A 17999-nucleotide genomic window follows, 5' to 3' on the forward strand; every position below is an offset into this window, starting at 1 on the left:
TCATTCAGAAACGCGCGTTAGCGCGTTTTTTTTTATCGTTTTTCTCTCCGTCGTCGTGGAAGGCGAGGGACACCGCCAGGCTCTGCACCAGGCACAGGCTGGCGGACTGGGAGCGGAAGGCGTCCACCTGGGCTTCCTTGACCACAAAGCAGATGTCGCTGAAGGAGGCCAGCGGGCTGACCTGGCTGTCGGTGATGGCGATCTGCCTGGCGCCCACGCCGGCGGCGGTTTCGGTCAGCACCAGGGTTTCCTGGGCGTAGGGCGAAAAGCTGATGGCCACCACCACGTCCCTGGGGCCGATCAGCTCCAGCTGCTCCCTGAACATGCCGCCCAGGCCGTCGATCAGGAAGGCGCGGCGGTTGAGGTGGCGCAGGGCATAGGTGAGGTAGGTGGCCACGCTGAAGGAGCGGCGCAGACCGATGACGTAGATGTTCTCCGCCTCGGCCAGGGCCTGCACCGCGCGGTTCAGATCCTCCGCCGAGGTCTGGGCCGCCAGCTGCTGCAGGGCCTGGGCGTTGGCCCGGGCGAACTCGTTGAGGATTTCCTCGGGCCGCTCGGGGGCGGCCTGGTCTTCCAGCTCCCGGAACAGCCGTGCCCGGTCGGTGTAGTTGGCGGTTTCCTCCACCAGGTGGCGGCGGAACACCTGCTTCATGTCGTTGAAGCCGCTGTAGCCAAAGGCGTTGGCGAAGCGGATCAGGGTGGAAGGCGGCACGTCGGCCCGCTCGGCGATGATGGCCACGGTGTCGAAGGCGACGCTGTTGGTGTTGTCGAGCACATAGGCGGCAACCTGCTGCAGCCGCTTGCTGAGCTCGCCGTAACGGCTGCGGATCTGATCCTGTAATTCGGAATAGGTGCTGGGGGCTGGCATGGCGGCTCTCTGTATTGTTATTGGGGTGATCCGGCCCGTTGCCGGCGCTGGTGTTCCAGTGTAAATGAAATATCGCACCGAAATAAATATTCCATCTTGGGTTAATCGATTCAGTGGGCAAAAGATTTTCGATAGCCTTCGATGCCTTCGCACCTCCGGTCACTCTCGCCGGTAGGAAAACGATGTTTGCAGATTGGCCCCTGGCTGGTGGAGCGCAGGCGGCCCGCCTGCTTTCCCGCGCAGCGGGAATCCTCGGGCTGGTCACCCGCGCCCCAAGAACCATCATGCTGCTCAACGTTTAAACTGCGCGATGGGCCAGAGCACCACGCCGTTTGAAACTTAGGCGACCCCTTCCCCCCCGGGATTGGAGGCTTCGATGGCCTATGACGAGGTGTCGTCTGTCGGCCAAAGGGCACTCCTCCCACGGCGTGTCGGCGGAGCTGCGCGCTTTGGCCGAGTACTGCAGATCATCAACAGGCGCTAAGAAGTGCGTGTCGCATCACATTTACATACAAATATTTCACAATGGGTTGATAGTGAAATGATTGTTTCGTATAAATAAGCAAATGAAATATGACAGCCAGCCTGGCGCCAGAAATCGAGGTGTTAAAGATGCAGCAAGTACGTGTGGGACTGATCGGGACCGGTTATATCGGGCGCTGCCACGCCATCGCCTACGCCCAAGCTCCGGTGGTGTTCCCGCTCAAGGGGCAACTGGTGCGGGAGATGCTGGCCGAGGTGACCCCTGAGCTGGCGGCCCGCCAGGCCGATAGCCTGGGCTTCAACCGTTCCACCGGCGACTGGCGCGAGCTGGTGGCCGACCCGGCCATCGACGTGGTCGACATCTGCGCCCCCAACTTCCTGCACAAGGAAATGGCCCTGGCCGCCATCGCCCACGGCAAGCACGTCTATTCCGAAAAGCCGCTGGCGCTGTCCACCCGCGACGCCGCCGAAATGGTGGACGCGGCCCGCCGGGCCGGGGTCAAGACCCTGGTGGGCTTCAACTACATGAAAAACCCCGCCACCCAACTGGCGCGCCAGATCATAGCGCGGGGGGAGATCGGCGAGGTGGTGCACTTCTACGGCACCCATAATGAGGATTACATGGCCAACCCGGCTACCCCGCTGGACTGGCACTGCCGCAAGGACAGCGCCGGCCTGGGGGCCCTGGGGGATCTCGGCGCCCATATCATCAACATGGCCCACTACCTGGTGGGGTCCCGGATAGCCAGCGTGAGCGGCGACATGCAGACCATCATCGGCGAGCGCCCGGACCCGCGCGAGCCGTCCCGGCTGCTGCCGGTGGAAAACGAAGATCAGGCCCACGCCCTGCTGCGCTTCGAATCCGGCGTCATGGGCCAGATCGAGACCTCGCGCATCGCCTGCGGCCGCAAGATGGGCCTCGGCTACGTGATCACCGGCACCAAGGGCTGCATCAGCTATACCCAGGAACGGATGGCCGAGCTCAAGCTCTACCGGCACGACGACGACCAGGGCCGCCAGGGCTTCAAGACCCTGCTGGTGGGCCCGGAGCATCCGGACTATGCGGCCTTCTGCATCAGCGCCGGCCATGGCTTCGGCTTTAACGATCAGAAAACCGTGGAAATTCGCGATTTGGTGGACGGCATCGCCGCCGGCAGCCCCCTGTGGCCCGATTTCGAGGAAGGCTGGAGGGTCTCCCGGGTACTCGACGCCATCGCCCTGTCGGCCGAACGCCGCCAGTGGATCCATGTGGAAGAAATTCAGTAAAAAGGACCAAGAGGGATCCGTCCCGGAGGAGATTAAGAATGTCAGCACGAAAGCACCTGGATGTGATTTGCCTGGGGCGGGTGGCCGTCGACCTGTACGGCCAGCAGATCGGCGCCCGCCTGGAAGACATGGGCAGCTTCGCCAAATACCTGGGGGGCTCCAGCGGTAACGTGGCCTATGGCACCGCCCGCCAGGGCCTGAAATCCGCCATGCTGTCCCGGGTGGGCGACGACCACATGGGCCGTTTCCTGCGCGAGGAGCTGGACCGGCTGGGGGTGGATGTGAGCCACCTCAAGACCGACAAGGACCGGCTCACCGGCCTGGTGGTGCTCGGCATCAAGGACGAGGATACCTTTCCGCTGATCTTCTTCCGGGAAAACTGCGCCGACATGGGTATCCGGGCACAAGACATCGACGAGGAGTTCATCGCCTCGGCCAGGTGCCTGGCCATCACCGGTACCCACCTGTCGCATCCGGACACCCGCGCCGCCGTGGTCAAGGCGCTGGAGATCGCCCGCCGGCACGGGGTGAAAACCGCGCTGGACATCGACTACCGCCCGGTGCTCTGGGGCCTGACCAGCCGCGGTGACGGCGAGACCCGCTTTATCCCGTCCGCCGCCGTCACCGAACAGCTGCAGCAGATGCTGGGTTTGTTCGACGTCATCGTCGGCACCGAGGAAGAATTCCATATCGCCGGCGGCAGCACCGACACCGTCGCCGCCCTGCGGGCGGTGCGCGAGGTGAGCGGCGCCGCCCTGGTGTGCAAGCGCGGCCCGCTCGGCTGCTCGGTGTTCGAGGGCGCCATTCCCGCCACCCTGGACGAAGGGCTGACCGTGTACGGGGTCAAGGTGGAAGTGCTCAACGTGCTGGGCGCCGGTGATGCCTTTATGTCCGGCCTGCTGCGCGGCTACCTCAACGGCGAGGGCTGGGAGCAGGCCTGCCGTTACGCCAACGCCTGCGGTGCCCTGGTGGTGTCCCGCCACGGTTGCGCCCCGGCCATGCCGAGCAAGGAAGAGCTGGACGACTACCTGTCCCGCGCCGAGTCGGTGCCGCGCCCGGATCTGGATGCGCGCCTCAACCACCTGCACCGGGTGACCACCCGGGATCGGGAGTGGGACGATCTGTGCATCCTGGCCTTCGATCACCGTCGCCAGTTCGTGGACATGGCCATCGAGGCGGGGGCGGATATCGGCGAGATCCCCCGGCTGAAAAAACTGATCTTGAAGGCCGGCCGCCAGGTGGCGGAAGAGGCCGGGCTCAAGGGCCGTGCCGGCATACTGGCGGACACCACCTTCGGCCAGCCGGTGCTCAACGAGATCACCGGCCAGGGCTGGTGGATAGGCCGGCCCCTGGAGCTGCCGAGCTCGCGCCCGCTGCGCCTGGAGCACGGCAACATCGGCAGCCAGCTGATCGACTGGCCGCTGGAGCACATCGTCAAGTGCCTGGTGTTCTACCATCCGGAAGATCAGGTGGAGCTGCGCCTGGAGCAGGAGCGGCTGATCACCGAGGTGTACCAGGCCTGCTGCAAGAGCGGCCACGAGCTGCTGCTGGAAGTGATACTGCCGGCGGACATGCCCAAGACCGACGAGCTCTACGTGCGTGCCATCAAGCGCTTCTACAACCTCGGCGTCAAGCCCGACTGGTGGAAGCTGCCGCCGCTGTCCAGCACCGGCTGGGACGAGGTCACCGCCGTGGTCACCGAGCGCGACCCGCACTGCCATGGGGTGGTGATCCTGGGCCTGGATGCGCCCCAGGCCGAGCTGCAGGCCGGCTTCAACGCCGCCGCCGGCAAGGCGCTGGTCAAGGGTTTTGCCATCGGCCGCACCATCTTCGGCGCCCCCAGCCGCGACTGGCTGGCCGGCCGGCTCGACGACCAGGGTCTGATTGAAGCCATCAAACGCAATTACCATCATCTGATCGCCCTCTGGCGTCAGCGTCATCAAGGAGAATGAAGATGTCCCACACCCTTCGTCTGACCATGGCCCAGGCCCTGGTGAAGTTTATGACGGCCCAGAAAGTGGAGCTCGACGGGGAAATCCTTCCCCTGTTCGAGGGGGTCTTCGCCATCTTCGGTCATGGCAACGTGGCCGGGGTGGGCGAGGCGTTGTACCAGGCGCGCGACGTGTTGCCCACCTACCGGGCCCACAACGAGCAGGGCATGGCCCACGCCGCCATCGCCTTCGCCAAGACCCACAACCGCCGGCGCATGATGGCCTGTACCGCCTCCGCCGGCCCGGGCTCCACCAACATGGTGACCGCCGCCGCCGTGGCTCACGTCAACCGCTTGCCGGTGCTGTTCCTGCCGGGTGACACCTTCGCCACCCGCCAGCCGGATCCGGTGCTGCAGCAGGTGGAGGTGTTCAGCGATCACACCATCACCTCCAACGACTGCTTCAAGCCGGTGAGCCGCTTCTTCGACCGTATCACCCGCCCCGAGCAACTGCTGACCTCGCTGCCCCAGGCGATGCGGGTGCTGACCGATCCGGTGGAGTGCGGCCCGGTGACCCTGGCGCTGCCCCAGGACGTGCAGACCATGGCCTACGACTACCCGGCGCACCTGTTCGAGGAGAAGGTGCACCGGCTGCGCCGCCAGGCCCCGGACGAAGTGGAGCTGGCCGAGGCGCTCGAACTCATCAAGGCCGCCAAAAAGCCGCTGGTGATCGCCGGGGGCGGGGTGCACTACGCGGGCGCGCTCCAGGAGCTGGAGCAACTGGTGAGCAAATACCATCTGCCGGTGGGCGAGACCCAGGCCGGCAAGGGCGCGCTGCCCTGGGATCACGCCCAGAACATGGGCTCCATCGGCGTCACCGGCGCGGCCTCGACCAATGCCCTGGCCGCCGACTGCGACCTGATCCTGGCGGTGGGTACCCGGCTCGGCGACTTCGCCACCGGCTCGCGCGCCATGTATCACCCGGATGCGCGTATCATATCCATCAACGTCGGCTCCTTCGATGCCTACAAGCACAAGGCGCAGCCCCTGGTGGGCGATGCCAAACTGACCCTGCCCAAGCTTGTCGCCGGGCTCGAGGGCTGGCAGCCCGAGGGCCGCTGGGTGGAAAAAGCCGCCGAGCTGCGCGCCCACTGGCTGCACGCCCAGGACGTGGCCACCACGGATCGCGGCACCGAACTTCCCACCGACGCGGAAGTGGTGGGGGCGGTCAACCGCGCCGCCGGGGAGCAGGACATCGTGGTCTGTGCCGCCGGCGGCCTGCCCGGCGAGTTGCAGAAACTGTGGCGCACCCGTTACCACAAGGGCTACCACATGGAGTACGGCTACTCCTGCATGGGCTACGAAATCGCCGGCGGCCTGGGGGTCAAGATGGCCAAACCCGAGTCCGAGGTGTTCGTGATGGTGGGGGACGGCTCCTACCTGATGCTGAACTCGGAGATCGCCACCTCGGTGATGCTGGGCCGGAAGATGATAGTGGTGGTGCTCGACAACCGCGGCTACGGCTGCATCCACCGGCTGCAGCAGTTCTGCGGCGGCCCCGGCTTCAACAACATGCTGGACGACTGCCTCACGGTGGCCGGCGGCGCGCCCAAGACCGACTTTGCCGCCCACGCCATCGCCCTGGGTGCGAAAGGCGAGAAGGTGGGCAACATCAAGGAGCTGGAAGCGGCGCTGGCGCGGGCCAAGGCCTCGGACATCACCTATGTGGTGACCCTGGACACCGACGCCCTGGTGGTGACCGAAGAGGGCGGCTCCTGGTGGGACGTGGCGGTGCCGGAAGTGTCGCCCCGCAGCCAGGTGCAGGAAGCCCGCGCCCGCTACGAGGCCTACAAGGCCCGCCAGCAGCAGAATTTGTAAACGACGGCACCCGACAGGCAACGACGTTGCCTGGGGGAGGACAAAGGGAGCGGCTCCGCCGACCGTCACATGCCAGGGATGGCATGTGCGAGCGTACAGGGGGCGAGCCTGTCTCGCCGTGACGAGCAGTTTCAGCCTGACCGAACATCCAGTGAATGTTCGCAGCAGGCTGAAACAGCGAGTGTCACGTCCCGAAGCGTGTCGGCGGAGTCGGCCCTTTGGCCGACCGGCACTGGGGCACAAGTTTTATCCGTTACCTGGAGCAGTCAAACATCTGGCTTCAGGGAGAACCGAGTTTTGGAGAACACCATGAGCGTAAAACTGGGCATCAACCCCCTGACCTGGACCAACGACGATCTGCCGAGCCTGGGCGGCGACACCCCGCTCGCCACCTGCCTGACCGAAGGCAGGCAGGCCGGTTTCGCCGGCTTCGAGCTGGGCCACAAATTCCCCCGGGATCCCGAGCTGCTCAAGCCCATACTGCAGCGCCACGAGCTGGAGCTGGTCTCCGGCTGGTATTCCGGCTACCTGCTGCAGCGCTCGGTGGCAGACGAAATCGAGGCGGTGCAGGAGCACCTCCAGTTGCTCAAGGCCATGGGCTGCAAGGTGATGGTGTTCTGCGAAGTCACCGGCTGCATCCACGGTGACCAGAGCAAGCCGGTGAGCGAGCGTCCGCACTTCCCCGCCGAGCGTTGGGAAGAGTACGGCGCCAAACTGACCGAGTTCGCCCGTTACACCCTGTCACAGGGCGTACAGCTGGCCTACCACCACCATATGGGCACCGTGATTGAAACCGAAGCCGAGGTGGATGCCCTGATGCAGCACACCGGCCCCGAAGTGGGGCTGCTGCTCGATACCGGCCACATGACCTACGCCGGCGGCTCCCCGGTGGCGGTGGCCAAACGCTGGGCCAGACGCATCAATCATGTGCACTGCAAGGACATCCGCGCCAACATCCTGAAGGAAGCGCGCAACCGCAACGCCAGCTTCCTCAACGCCGTGCTGGACGGCGCCTTCACCGTGCCCGGTGACGGCTGCGTCGACTATCCGGCGGTGTTTAAGGTACTGAAAGACAATGACTACCAGGGTTGGCTGGTGGTGGAGGCCGAACAGGATCCGTCCGTCGCCCATCCCCTGACCTACGCCACCCTGGGCTATAACAATCTGCACGCGTTCGCCCGTAACGCCGGCCTGCTGTAACGGAGAAACCTAGCATGGAACAAGTACTGAACTTTATCGGCGGTGAGATCACCGAAAGCCACAGCGGCCGTACCGCGCCCGTTTACAACCCGGCCACCGGCGAGCAGAGCCGCGAGGTGGTGCTGAGCTCGGCGGACGAGGTGCGCGGCGCCATTGCCGCCGCCCAGAAGGCCTTCCCGCGCTGGGCCGGTACCAGCCCGCTGCGCCGCGCCCGCATCCTGTTTAAATTCAAGGCTCTGCTTGAGGAGAACATGGACGAGCTGGCACGCCTCATCTCCAACGAGCACGGCAAGGTCTATTCCGACGCCGTGGGCGAGCTGACCCGCGGCCTGGAAGTGGTGGAATTCGCCTGCGGCATTCCCCACCTGCTCAAGGGCGAGCACTCCCTCAACGTGGGCACCGGGGTCGACAGCCACTCGCTGATGCAGCCGCTCGGGGTCTGTGCCGGTATCTCCCCGTTCAACTTCCCGGCCATGGTGCCCATGTGGATGTTCCCGGTGTCCATCGCCTGCGGCAACACCTTCGTGATGAAGCCCTCCGAGAAGGATCCTTCCACCAGCGTGCGTCTGGCCCAGTTGCTGAAGCAAGCGGGCCTGCCCGACGGTGTGTTCAACGTGGTGCACGGCGACAAGGAAGCGGTGGACGTGCTGCTGACCGACCACCGCATCCAGGCGGTGAGCTTCGTCGGCTCCACCCCCATCGCCGAATACATCTACAGCACCGCCAGCAGCCACGGCAAGCGTTGCCAGGCCTTGGGCGGTGCCAAGAACCACGCGGTGATCATGCCCGACGCCGATCTGGACCTGGCCGCCAACGCCCTGATGGGCGCGGCCTTCGGCGCCGCCGGCGAGCGCTGTATGGCGATTTCCGTGGCGGTGGCGGTGGGCGACGAGGTGGCCGATCGCCTGATCGCCAAACTCAAGCCCCAGGTGGAAGCCCTGCGCGTCGGTCCCGGCGTGGTCGAGGGCCAGGAAAACGACATGGGCCCGCTGGTGTCGGCGGTGCATCGCGACAAGGTGGTGGGGTATATCGACCAGGGCGAAGCCGAAGGCGCCGAGCTGGTGGTGGATGGCCGCGGCCTCAGAGTGGCGGGCCATGAAGCAGGCTATTTCGTCGGCGGCACCTTGTTCGATCGGGTGACCCCGGAGATGACCATCTACAAAGAGGAAATCTTCGGCCCGGTGCTGGCGGTGGTGCGGGTACCCGATTACGCCTCGGCCCTGGAACTGGTGAACAGCCACGAATACGGCAACGGCACCGCCATCTTCACCCGGGACGGCCACGCCGGCCGCCAGTTCAGCCAGGACGTGCTGGCGGGCATGGTGGGCGTCAACGTGCCGATCCCGGTGCCGATGGCGTTCCACTCCTTCGGCGGCTGGAAGCGTTCCATCTTCGGCCCGCTCAATGTGCACGGCCCGGACGGGGTGCGTTTCTACACCCGGATGAAGACGGTGACCAGCCGCTGGCCGTCCAAGCCTCAGCAGGGCGCCGAGTTCTCCATGCCGACCATGAAGTAAGCGCCACGCCGCCAACCGAAGCCCGCCCAGTGCGGGCTTCTTTGTATGGGGAGCGCCGAGAGCAGGCTTGTGGTATAGGGCAAAATGGCGTAAAAACAGGCATTCCGGTGTGGTCAAAAAGTGTGCTCGACAATCTTTATGACAAAATGATGGGGTCTTTATGCACAATTTGTAAAGATCCTGTGACCAAATATTGCATTTGTGCTTTGCCACTTTGTCACTTCACGGGGTAAACTGGGGCACCCAAGCAGTTAGGGTCAACAATCGGTCTACACATAACAGACAACTAGAAGAAGCAACTATGACGGAACGTATTCACCTCGGCACTTTACAAGTCGCTACCGTTCTTCATGATCTGGTAGTAAATGAAATCATCCCCGGCACCGGCGTAGAGCCTGCCGCCTTCTGGGCCGGCATGGAGCAGATCGTCAACGACCTGGCCCCCAAAAACCGCGCCCTGCTGGACAAGCGGGAGCAACTGCAGGCCCGTATCGACGATTGGCACCGGACTCACAACGGTCAGCCTTTCGACGCCGCCGCCTACAAGCAGTTTTTAGTGGATATCGGTTATCTGCTGCCGGTTGTTGACGACTTTACCATCACCACCGCCAACGTGGACGCCGAACTGGCCACCCTGGCCGGTCCCCAACTGGTGGTGCCGGTCAACAATGCCCGTTATGCCCTGAATGCTGCCAACGCCCGCTGGGGCAGCCTGTACGACGCCCTCTACGGCAGCGACGCCATCCCCGAAACCGACGGCGCCGAAAAGGGCAAGTCATTCAACCCGCGCCGGGCCGCCAAGGTAGTGGCCTGGGGCCGACAACTGCTGGATCAGGCCGCCCCCCTGGCCGCCGGCAGCCACGCCGACGCCACCGGCTACCAGGTGGTCGACGGCGAGTTGCGGATAAGCCTGGCAAGCGGTGGCAGCACTACCCTGGCCGAGGCCGGCAAGTTCGCCGGTTACAACGGCGATCCGGCCCAGCCCACTGCCGTGCTGCTTTGCAACAATGGCCTGCACATCGAGCTGCAGTTCGACCGCAACCATATGGTCGGCAAGGACGACAGGGCCGGCATCAAGGATCTGCTGGTTGAAGCCGCCCTGTCCACCATCATGGACTGCGAAGACTCGGTCGCCGCCGTGGACGCCGAAGACAAGGTCGGCGTTTACCGCAACTGGCTGGGCCTGATGAAAGGCACCCTGACCGAAGAAGTGAAAAAGGGCGACCAGGTGATTACCCGCCGGCTCAATCCGGACCGTCAATACCAGGATCCCCAGGGCCGGCCGTTCAGCCTTCACGGCCGCAGCCTGCTGTTCGTGCGCAACGTGGGTCATCTGATGACCAACGACGCCGTGCTCGACAAGGACGGCAACGAGGTGCCCGAAGGCATCATCGACGGCCTGGTGACCAGCCTTATTTCGATTCACGATCTCAAGGGCAACGGCCAGTTCAGAAACTCCCGTACCGGCAGTGTCTATATCGTCAAGCCCAAGATGCACGGCCCCGAAGAAGTGGCCTTCGCCTGCGAGCTGTTCGGCCGCATCGAAGCGGTGCTGGGCCTGGCCAAGAATACCCTGAAAGTGGGCATCATGGACGAGGAGCGCCGTACCAGCGCCAACCTCAAGGCCTGTATCCACGAGGCCCGGGAGCGGGTGGTGTTCATCAACACCGGTTTCCTCGATCGCACCGGCGATGAAATCCACACCAGCATGGAAGCCGGCCCCGTGGTGCGCAAGGGGGCTATGAAGCAGCAGGCCTGGATCCAGGCCTACGAGAACAACAACGTGGACGTCGGCCTGGCCGCCGGCCTGCAGGGCCATGCCCAGATCGGCAAGGGCATGTGGGCCATCCCCGACAATATGGCCGACATGCTGGAGCAGAAGATAGGCCATCCCCTGGCCGGCGCCAACACCGCCTGGGTGCCGTCGCCTACCGCCGCCACCCTGCACGCCACCCACTACCACCAGGTGAACGTGAAGTCGCGTCAGGACGAGCTGAAGGGACGCATCCCGGCCAGCCTGGACGACCTGCTGACCATACCGCTGCTGACCGATACCGCCAGCCTGAGCGCCGAGGACATTCAGCAGGAGCTGGACAACAATGCCCAGGGCATCCTCGGCTACGTGGTGCGCTGGATAGACCAGGGTGTGGGTTGTTCCAAGGTACCCGACATCAACGACGTGGGCCTGATGGAAGACCGCGCCACCCTGCGCATTTCCGCCCAGCACATCGCCAACTGGCTGCGCCACGGTATCTGCAGCAAGGAGCAGGTGATGGCAACCATGCAGCGCATGGCGGCCATCGTCGACCAGCAGAATGCCGGCGATCCCCTGTACCGCAACATGGCGCCGGGCTTTGACGGCATCGCCTTCCAGGCCGCCTGCGCCCTGGTGTTTGAAGGCTGCACTCAGCCCAGCGGCTACACCGAGCCGCTGCTGCACGCCTACCGGCGCAAGCTGAAGGCCCAGGGATGAGTTAAGTCCCGGTAAACAACCATCCCCGGCTTGTCCGGGGATTTTTTTATCCGCCGTTGTGCCGGATGGATTTTTTTGCCGCCGTGACGGGCTGAATGGCGAAAAATGCAACTTATGCTGCTAGAATCCCGCTCGCCCGTCCTGTAGAGGCAATCACCGACCGTTCAGTAAAAGCAACCGGATCCACCCCATGATAAGACGCCTGGTCATTTCCCTGTCCTCTCTCATTTTCAGCGTGTTCCTGCTGATGGGGGGCAACACCTTCGTGATGACCCTGCTCGGGGTCAACCTGGGCCTCAAGGGTATAGAGCCCACCCTGATCGGCAGCATCATGGTCTGTTACTCGGTGGGGTTCGTGCTCGGCTCCCTCTACGGCCCCAGGGTGATCAAAAGGGTGGGGCACATCCGTGCCTTTGCCGTGTTCAGCGCCTTTCTGGCCAGCTCGACCCTGATTTTCCCGCTGACCGACAGCATCCTTGTCTGGGCCTTGCTGCGTGCGCTCAGCGGCATCGCCGTGGCGGGCAGCTTCGTGGTGATCGAGAGCTGGTTCAGCGCCGTGGCCACCAACGACAACAGGGCGACCCTGTTTTTCGCCTACCAGATTTGCGCCTACCTGGCGGCCACCGCCGGCCAGTTGCTGATAGGCTTTACCGATCCCGCCGCTTTCGTGCCCTTTACCCTGGGCGCCATCGTACTGACCGCCGCCCTGGTGCCCCTGTCGCTGACCCGGATGGACGCGCCCACCATAGAGCACAACGAGCGATTGAGCGTCAAGGCCATCATTCGCGATGCTCCGGTCGGCCTGCTGGCGGCCCTGTGCAGCGGCGTGCTGATCAGCAGTTTTTATTCCATGGCGCCGGTATATGCCATCCAGGTCGGGCTGCCGGTCAACCAGCTGTCCTATTTCATGGCGGTATCCATCTTCACCTTTATTCTGTTCGCCTGGCCCCTGGGGCGGCTGTGCGACCGGCTGGATCGCAGCAAAATCATGGTCTGGATCAACGCCATCATTGTGCTCAGTGCCCTGGGAGTGATCTACGCCGGCCATTACCACCTGTGGTTGCTGATCGGTTTTTCCGCCCTCTACATGGGCATGGTGGCCTCCATCTATCCGGTGGCGGTGGCCATTACCAACGACCGCATGGAAGCCAGGCACATCGTCGCGGCCAGTACCACCCTGCTGCTGAGCTATGGCCTCGGCAGTTCCCTCGGCCCGCTGTTCAGCTCCAGCATGATGACCTGGCTGGGGCCCCAGGGGCTGTATTACGGCTGCGGCGGCGTGGCGCTGATGCTGGCCGGCTATGCCTGGCAGTGGCAGTGGCGTACCCGCTCGGTACCGGTGGAAGAGCAGTCGGTGTATATTGCCACCCCGGTGGAAACGGCCGGTGTCATTACCGAACTCGACCCGCGTAACGAGGAGTTCGTGGACGTGCCGATGGAAGAGGTGTTTCCCGATCTGGAAGAGGAGGAAATCGCCCAGGCCCAGGCCAGCCAGCTGGATCTGGAACTGCCGGAGCCCGAGCCGGCACCGGGCCCGGCCCAGGAAGATCCCATGGTGGTGGTTCGCTGAGCTGTCACCGGATTGTCATCGGTAGGGGCTAGGCTGAGGAAGTCTTGACCGAGGAGGACAGGCTGATGCTGTTTGGCGAACTGATGCGCGATACCGATACGGGATCATCGACTCCCTTTTGCGACGATTGCTATCCCCTGGAGTTGCTGCTCTGGCTGCAGCGGGAACAGCAGCGGCAGGAGACACCGGCGGAGCCGTTCCCGGTTGAGGCCATGGCGGCCTGAACCACTGTTTTTCCACGCCGGCCGGCGTTAAGCTTGCCTCATCCCCACCATGATGAGGCAAGCCATGATTGATTTTCGCTCCGATACCGTGACCCATCCCACCCCCGCCATGCGTCGGGCCATGGCCTCGGCGCCGGTGGGCGACGACGTGTACGGCGACGACCCCACCGTCAATGAGCTGGAAGCCTGGGCGGCAGAACGCCATGGCTTTGAGGCGGCGCTGTTCACCAGCTCCGGCACCCAGGCCAACCTGCTGGCGCTGATGGCTCACTGCGAGCGCGGCGATGAATACCTGTGCGGCCAGCAGGCCCACAACTATAAATACGAAGGAGGCGGGGCCGCCGTGCTCGGCTCCATCCAGCCCCAGCCCATCGACAACGAACCCGACGGCAGCCTTTGTCTGGAGCGCCTGGCCGCAGCCATCAAACCCGACGACAGCCATTTTGCCCGGACCCGGCTGCTCAGCCTGGAAAACACCATCAACGGCAAGGTGTTGCCCCTCGACTACCTGGCCGCGGCCCGGGCGTTTGTGGACCGGCACGGGTTGCGCCTGCACCTGGACGGAGCCCGGGTCTACCACGCCGCCGTGGCTCAGGAGGTGGACATCACCGCCATTGCCCGTCACTTCGATTCCATGACCATCTGTTTGTCCAAGGGGCTGTGTGCGCCCGTGGGCTCGCTGCTGCTGGGGCGGCGGGAGCTGATTGGCAAGGCCCGGCGCTGGCGCAAGGTGCTGGGGGGTGGCATGCGCCAGGCCGGTATACTGGCGGTGGCGGGGCGGTTGGCACTGACCGAACAGGTGGCGCGGCTGGCGGAAGATCACCAACTGGCCCGTTACCTGGCCGAGCGGCTGGCCGGACAGACGGCGGTCGAGGTTCGTCCGGAGCTGGTGCAGACTAACATGCTGTTTGTCCGTTTCGAAGGCTGCGACAGTACGGCCTTTGCCGATTTCCTGCTGGCCAGGGGCATCAGGGTCAATCCCGGCCGTCCGCTGCGGCTGGTTACCCACAAGGACGTGGACAGAGCCTCGGCCGATGCCCTGGTGGCGGCCATCGGCGACTTTCTGCGGTGTTAGCAGGGCGGTGGCGGCCATTCCCCTTGCCGGCAATCCCCGTTAGACTTGGGGCCTGAATTAGAAGCCGGCGCCGGGGCGCCGGCGCCGCCATCAAGCCCAGCTGGAAAAAGTGTAATGATTCGACTAGCCATCAACGGCTACGGCCGTATTGGGCGCAGTGTTTTACGGGCTTTCTACGAACGTGACCTGCACCGCCATATGAAGATAGTGGCCATCAACGAACTGGCCGAACCCGAGGCCATGGCCCACCTGACCCGCTATGATTCCAGCCACGGCCGCTTCCGGCACGAGGTGACCCTGCTGCCGGGGGCCTTCGAGATAGAGGATGACCCCATCGCCCTGTTCCACGAGCCGGATCCGGCCAGGCTGCCCTGGCGCGATCTGGGGGTGGATCTGGTGCTCGACTGCACCGGCGTCCTGTCGAGCCGGGCAGATGCTGGCCGGCACCTGGCGGCGGGGGCGAAAAAAGTGTTGTTTTCCCACCCGGCCGACAATGATGTGGATGCCACCATCGTTTATGGTGTAAACCACCAACAATTGACCGGTGCCGAAACCATCGTCTCCAACGCCTCCTGTACCACCAACTGTGTGGTGCCCGTAATTGAGACATTGCACAAAGTTTTTAATATAAAATGTGGTAATATTACTACCATTCACTCAGCCATGAATGACCAACAGGTGATCGATGCCTATCATTCGGATCTGCGCCGGACCCGGGCTGCCAGTCAGTCCATCATCCCGGTCGACACCAAACTGGCCAAGGGGGTAGAGCGCATCTTGCCCCATTTCGCCGGCAAATTTGAGGCCATTTCCGTACGGGTGCCGACCATCAACGTCACCGCCATGGATCTCAGCGTCATCGTCGAGAACAAGGCCACCGTCGAGGCCGTCAACCGGGTGCTGCGCGAGGCCGCCGAAGGCCCGCTGCGGGGCATCCTCGGCTATACCGAGGCGCCGCTGGTGTCGGTCGATTTCAATCATGATCCCCATTCCTCCATCATCGACGGTACCCAGACCCGGGTGAGCGACGCCAATCTGATCAAGATGCTGATGTGGTGCGATAATGAATGGGGCTTTGCCAACCGCATGCTCGACACCAGCCTGGCCTGGCTGGCGACCGCCGAGACCGCTTTCAAAAAACACTAGTACCTTAAAGAGGACGTTCTATGTCTGTCATAAAAATGAATGAGCTCGACCTGTCCGGCAAACGGGTGCTGATCCGCGCCGATCTGAACGTACCGGTAAAGGATGGCAAGGTCACCTCCGACGCCCGCATCCTGGCCTCCCTGCCCACCATCGAAGCGGCATTGGCCCAGGGCGCCAAGGTGATGGTCACCTCCCACCTGGGCCGTCCCACCGAGGGCGAGTATGCCGACGAGTTCTCCCTGCAGCCGGTGGTCGACTACCTGGCCGCCAAGCTGAGCGCGCCCGTGCGCCTGGCCAAGGACTACCTGAACGGGGTGGAGGTGGCCGCCGGTGAGCTGGTGGTGCTGGAGAACGTGCGCTTCAACAAGGGCGAGAAGAAAGACGACGAGACCCTGTCCAAGCAGTACGCCGCCCTGTGCGACGTCTTCGTGATGGATGCCTTCGGCACCGCCCACCGGGCCCAGGCCTCCACCCACGGCGTGGCCAAATTCGCCCCCGTGGCCTGTGCCGGCCCGCTGCTGTCCGCCGAGCTGGAGGCCCTGGGCAAGGCCCTGGACAACCCGGCCCGGCCCATGGTGGCGGTGGTGGGCGGCTCCAAGGTCTCCACCAAGCTGACCGTGCTCGAGTCCCTGTCCAAGATCGCCGACCAGCTGGTGGTGGGCGGCGGCATCTCCAACACCTTCGTGGCCGCCGCCGGGCACAACGTGGGCAAGTCCCTGTACGAGCCGGATCTGATCCCCGAAGCCAAGCGCCTGATGGAAAGCTGCGACATCCCGCTGGCCACCGACGTGCGCACCGCGCCCGAGTTCTCCGAAACCGCCCCGGCCACCGTCAAGCTGGTCTCGCAAGTGACCGACAACGAGGAGATCCTGGATCTGGGTGACGAGTCCGCCCAGCGCCTGGCCGACATCCTGAAAAATGCCAAGACCATCATCTGGAACGGCCCGGTGGGGGTGTTCGAGTTTGAGAACTTCCGTCGCGGCACCGAGATCGTGGCCCGGGCCATCGCCGAGAGCGACGCCTTCTCCATCGCCGGCGGCGGCGACACCCTGGCGGCCATCGATCTGTTCGGCATCAAGGATCAGATCTCCTACATCTCCACCGGCGGCGGCGCCTTCCTCGAGTTCGTGGAAGGCAAGACCCTGCCGGCGGTGGCCATGCTCGAGCAGAGAGCCAAGGGCTGAGTTAACCTTATCCATTTAAAGCGGCCGGGTCATGCCGGCCGACAAGAGCCTCAACAGGAGCAAGAGAATGTCCCAGAAAATTTTTGACGTAGTAAAACCGGGTGTGGTCAGCGGCGACGACATGCAGAAGATCTTCGCCATCGCCAAGGCCAACGCGTTCGCCCTGCCGGCGGTCAACGTGGTGGGTACCGACTCCATCAACGCCGTACTGGAAGCGGCCGCCAAGGCGAAAGCCCCGGTGGTGGTACAGTTCTCCAACGGCGGTGCCGCCTTTTTCGCGGGCAAGGGCCTGAAGCTGGAAGGCCACCAGGCCGCCATCATCGGCGCCATCTCCGGTGCCAGGCATGTGCACGCCGTGGCCGAAGCCTACGGGGTGCCGGTGATCCTGCACACCGACCATGCCGCCAAGAAGCTGCTGCCCTGGATCGACGGCCTGCTCGACGCCGGTGAGAAGCACTTTGCCGAAACCGGCAAGCCGCTGTTCAGTTCCCACATGATCGATCTGTCCGAGGAGAGCCTGGAAGAGAACATCGAGATCTGCGCCCAGTACCTGGCGCGCATGAGCAAGATCGGCATGACCCTGGAGATCGAGCTGGGCTGCACCGGCGGCGAGGAAGACGGCGTGGACAACACCGGCATGGACAGCTCCATGCTCTACACCCAGCCGGAAGACGTGGCCTATGCCTACGAGAAGCTGAGCGCCATCAGCGACAAGTTCACCATCGCCGCCTCCTTCGGCAACGTGCATGGCGTGTACAAGCCGGGCAACGTCAAGCTGACGCCGAAGATCCTCGACAACTCCCAGAAGTATGTGTCCGAGAAGTTCGGTCTGCCGGCCAAGTCCCTGAACTTCGTGTTCCACGGCGGATCCGGTTCTTCCGCCGAGGAAATCAAGGAGTCCATCGGCTACGGTGTGGTCAAGATGAACATCGACACCGACACCCAGTGGGCCACCTGGGCCGGCGTGATGAACTACTACAAGGCGAAAGAAGCGTACCTGCAGGGCCAGATCGGCAACCCCGACGGCGACGACAAGCCCAACAAGAAGTACTACGATCCGCGGGTCTGGCTGCGCGAAGGCCAGGTCAGCATGATCGCCCGCCTGGAGCAGGCGTTCAAAGAGCTGAATGCCATCGGCGTGCTGTAAGTCTGTTTTGATGGATGACAATACCGGCCTCGGCCGGT

General features: G+C 63.9%; 13 protein-coding genes. 12 read left to right on the plus strand and 1 reads right to left on the minus strand.

Going from position 1 to position 17999, the window contains the following annotated elements:
* Positions 1 to 4: 4 nt before the first annotated feature.
* A complete protein-coding gene (locus C7I36_RS11620) occupies positions 5 to 868 on the minus strand; it encodes a MurR/RpiR family transcriptional regulator (RefSeq protein WP_106453873.1) in 864 nt (287 codons plus the stop codon).
* 612 nt (positions 869 to 1480) lie between these two features.
* Here C7I36_RS11620 and C7I36_RS11625 point away from each other — a divergent pair.
* The 12 genes from C7I36_RS11625 to fbaA all read left to right on the plus strand — a co-directional run bounded on the left by C7I36_RS11625 (position 1481) and on the right by fbaA (position 17961).
* Positions 1481 to 2617 carry a Gfo/Idh/MocA family protein gene (locus C7I36_RS11625; RefSeq protein WP_106453893.1) on the plus strand — a complete coding sequence of 379 codons (1137 nt, stop codon included), beginning with the start codon at positions 1481 to 1483 and terminating at the stop codon, positions 2615 to 2617.
* A gap of 38 nt (positions 2618 to 2655) precedes the next feature.
* Complete coding sequence (locus C7I36_RS11630) at positions 2656 to 4569, plus strand: bifunctional 5-dehydro-2-deoxygluconokinase/5-dehydro-2-deoxyphosphogluconate aldolase (RefSeq protein ID WP_106453874.1); 1914 nt, start codon at positions 2656 to 2658, stop codon at positions 4567 to 4569.
* Between the two features lie 2 nt (positions 4570 to 4571).
* Complete coding sequence (gene iolD / locus C7I36_RS11635) at positions 4572 to 6425, plus strand: 3D-(3,5/4)-trihydroxycyclohexane-1,2-dione acylhydrolase (decyclizing) (RefSeq protein WP_219899648.1); 1854 nt, start codon at positions 4572 to 4574, stop codon at positions 6423 to 6425.
* A 309-nt stretch (positions 6426 to 6734) separates the two neighbouring features.
* Complete coding sequence (gene iolE, locus C7I36_RS11640) at positions 6735 to 7625, plus strand: myo-inosose-2 dehydratase (RefSeq protein WP_106453894.1); 891 nt, start codon at positions 6735 to 6737, stop codon at positions 7623 to 7625.
* Between the two features lie 14 nt (positions 7626 to 7639).
* On the plus strand, positions 7640 to 9142 hold the full coding sequence (locus tag C7I36_RS11645; protein ID WP_106453876.1) for a CoA-acylating methylmalonate-semialdehyde dehydrogenase: 1503 nt from the start codon (positions 7640 to 7642) through the stop codon (positions 9140 to 9142).
* 301 nt (positions 9143 to 9443) lie between these two features.
* Positions 9444 to 11615 carry a malate synthase G gene (locus C7I36_RS11650; protein WP_106453877.1) on the plus strand — a complete coding sequence of 724 codons (2172 nt, stop codon included), beginning with the start codon at positions 9444 to 9446 and terminating at the stop codon, positions 11613 to 11615.
* A gap of 190 nt (positions 11616 to 11805) precedes the next feature.
* The gene (locus tag C7I36_RS11655; RefSeq protein ID WP_106453878.1) at positions 11806 to 13185 is read left to right on the plus strand and encodes an MFS transporter; all 1380 of its coding nucleotides are present in this window, start codon (positions 11806 to 11808) and stop codon (positions 13183 to 13185) included.
* A 65-nt stretch (positions 13186 to 13250) separates the two neighbouring features.
* A complete protein-coding gene (locus tag C7I36_RS17445) occupies positions 13251 to 13409 on the plus strand; it encodes a hypothetical protein (RefSeq protein ID WP_219899649.1) in 159 nt (52 codons plus the stop codon).
* 64 nt (positions 13410 to 13473) lie between these two features.
* The gene (ltaE, locus tag C7I36_RS11665; protein ID WP_219899650.1) at positions 13474 to 14484 is read left to right on the plus strand and encodes a low-specificity L-threonine aldolase; all 1011 of its coding nucleotides are present in this window, start codon (positions 13474 to 13476) and stop codon (positions 14482 to 14484) included.
* Positions 14485 to 14598: 114 nt separating this feature from the next.
* Positions 14599 to 15630 (plus strand): erythrose-4-phosphate dehydrogenase, encoded by a 1032-nt coding sequence (epd, locus tag C7I36_RS11670; RefSeq protein ID WP_106453880.1) that lies wholly within the window; start codon positions 14599 to 14601, stop codon positions 15628 to 15630.
* A gap of 20 nt (positions 15631 to 15650) precedes the next feature.
* Complete coding sequence (pgk, locus tag C7I36_RS11675; RefSeq protein WP_094037923.1) at positions 15651 to 16814, plus strand: phosphoglycerate kinase; 1164 nt, start codon at positions 15651 to 15653, stop codon at positions 16812 to 16814.
* A 67-nt stretch (positions 16815 to 16881) separates the two neighbouring features.
* Positions 16882 to 17961: a class II fructose-bisphosphate aldolase gene (gene fbaA, locus C7I36_RS11680; RefSeq protein ID WP_106453881.1), complete on the plus strand. Its 1080-nt coding sequence runs from the start codon at positions 16882 to 16884 to the stop codon at positions 17959 to 17961.
* Positions 17962 to 17999: the final 38 nt, after the last annotated feature.

This window comes from Zobellella taiwanensis (assembly GCF_003012795.1).
GTDB classification, from domain to species: domain Bacteria; phylum Pseudomonadota; class Gammaproteobacteria; order Enterobacterales; family Aeromonadaceae; genus Oceanimonas; species Oceanimonas taiwanensis.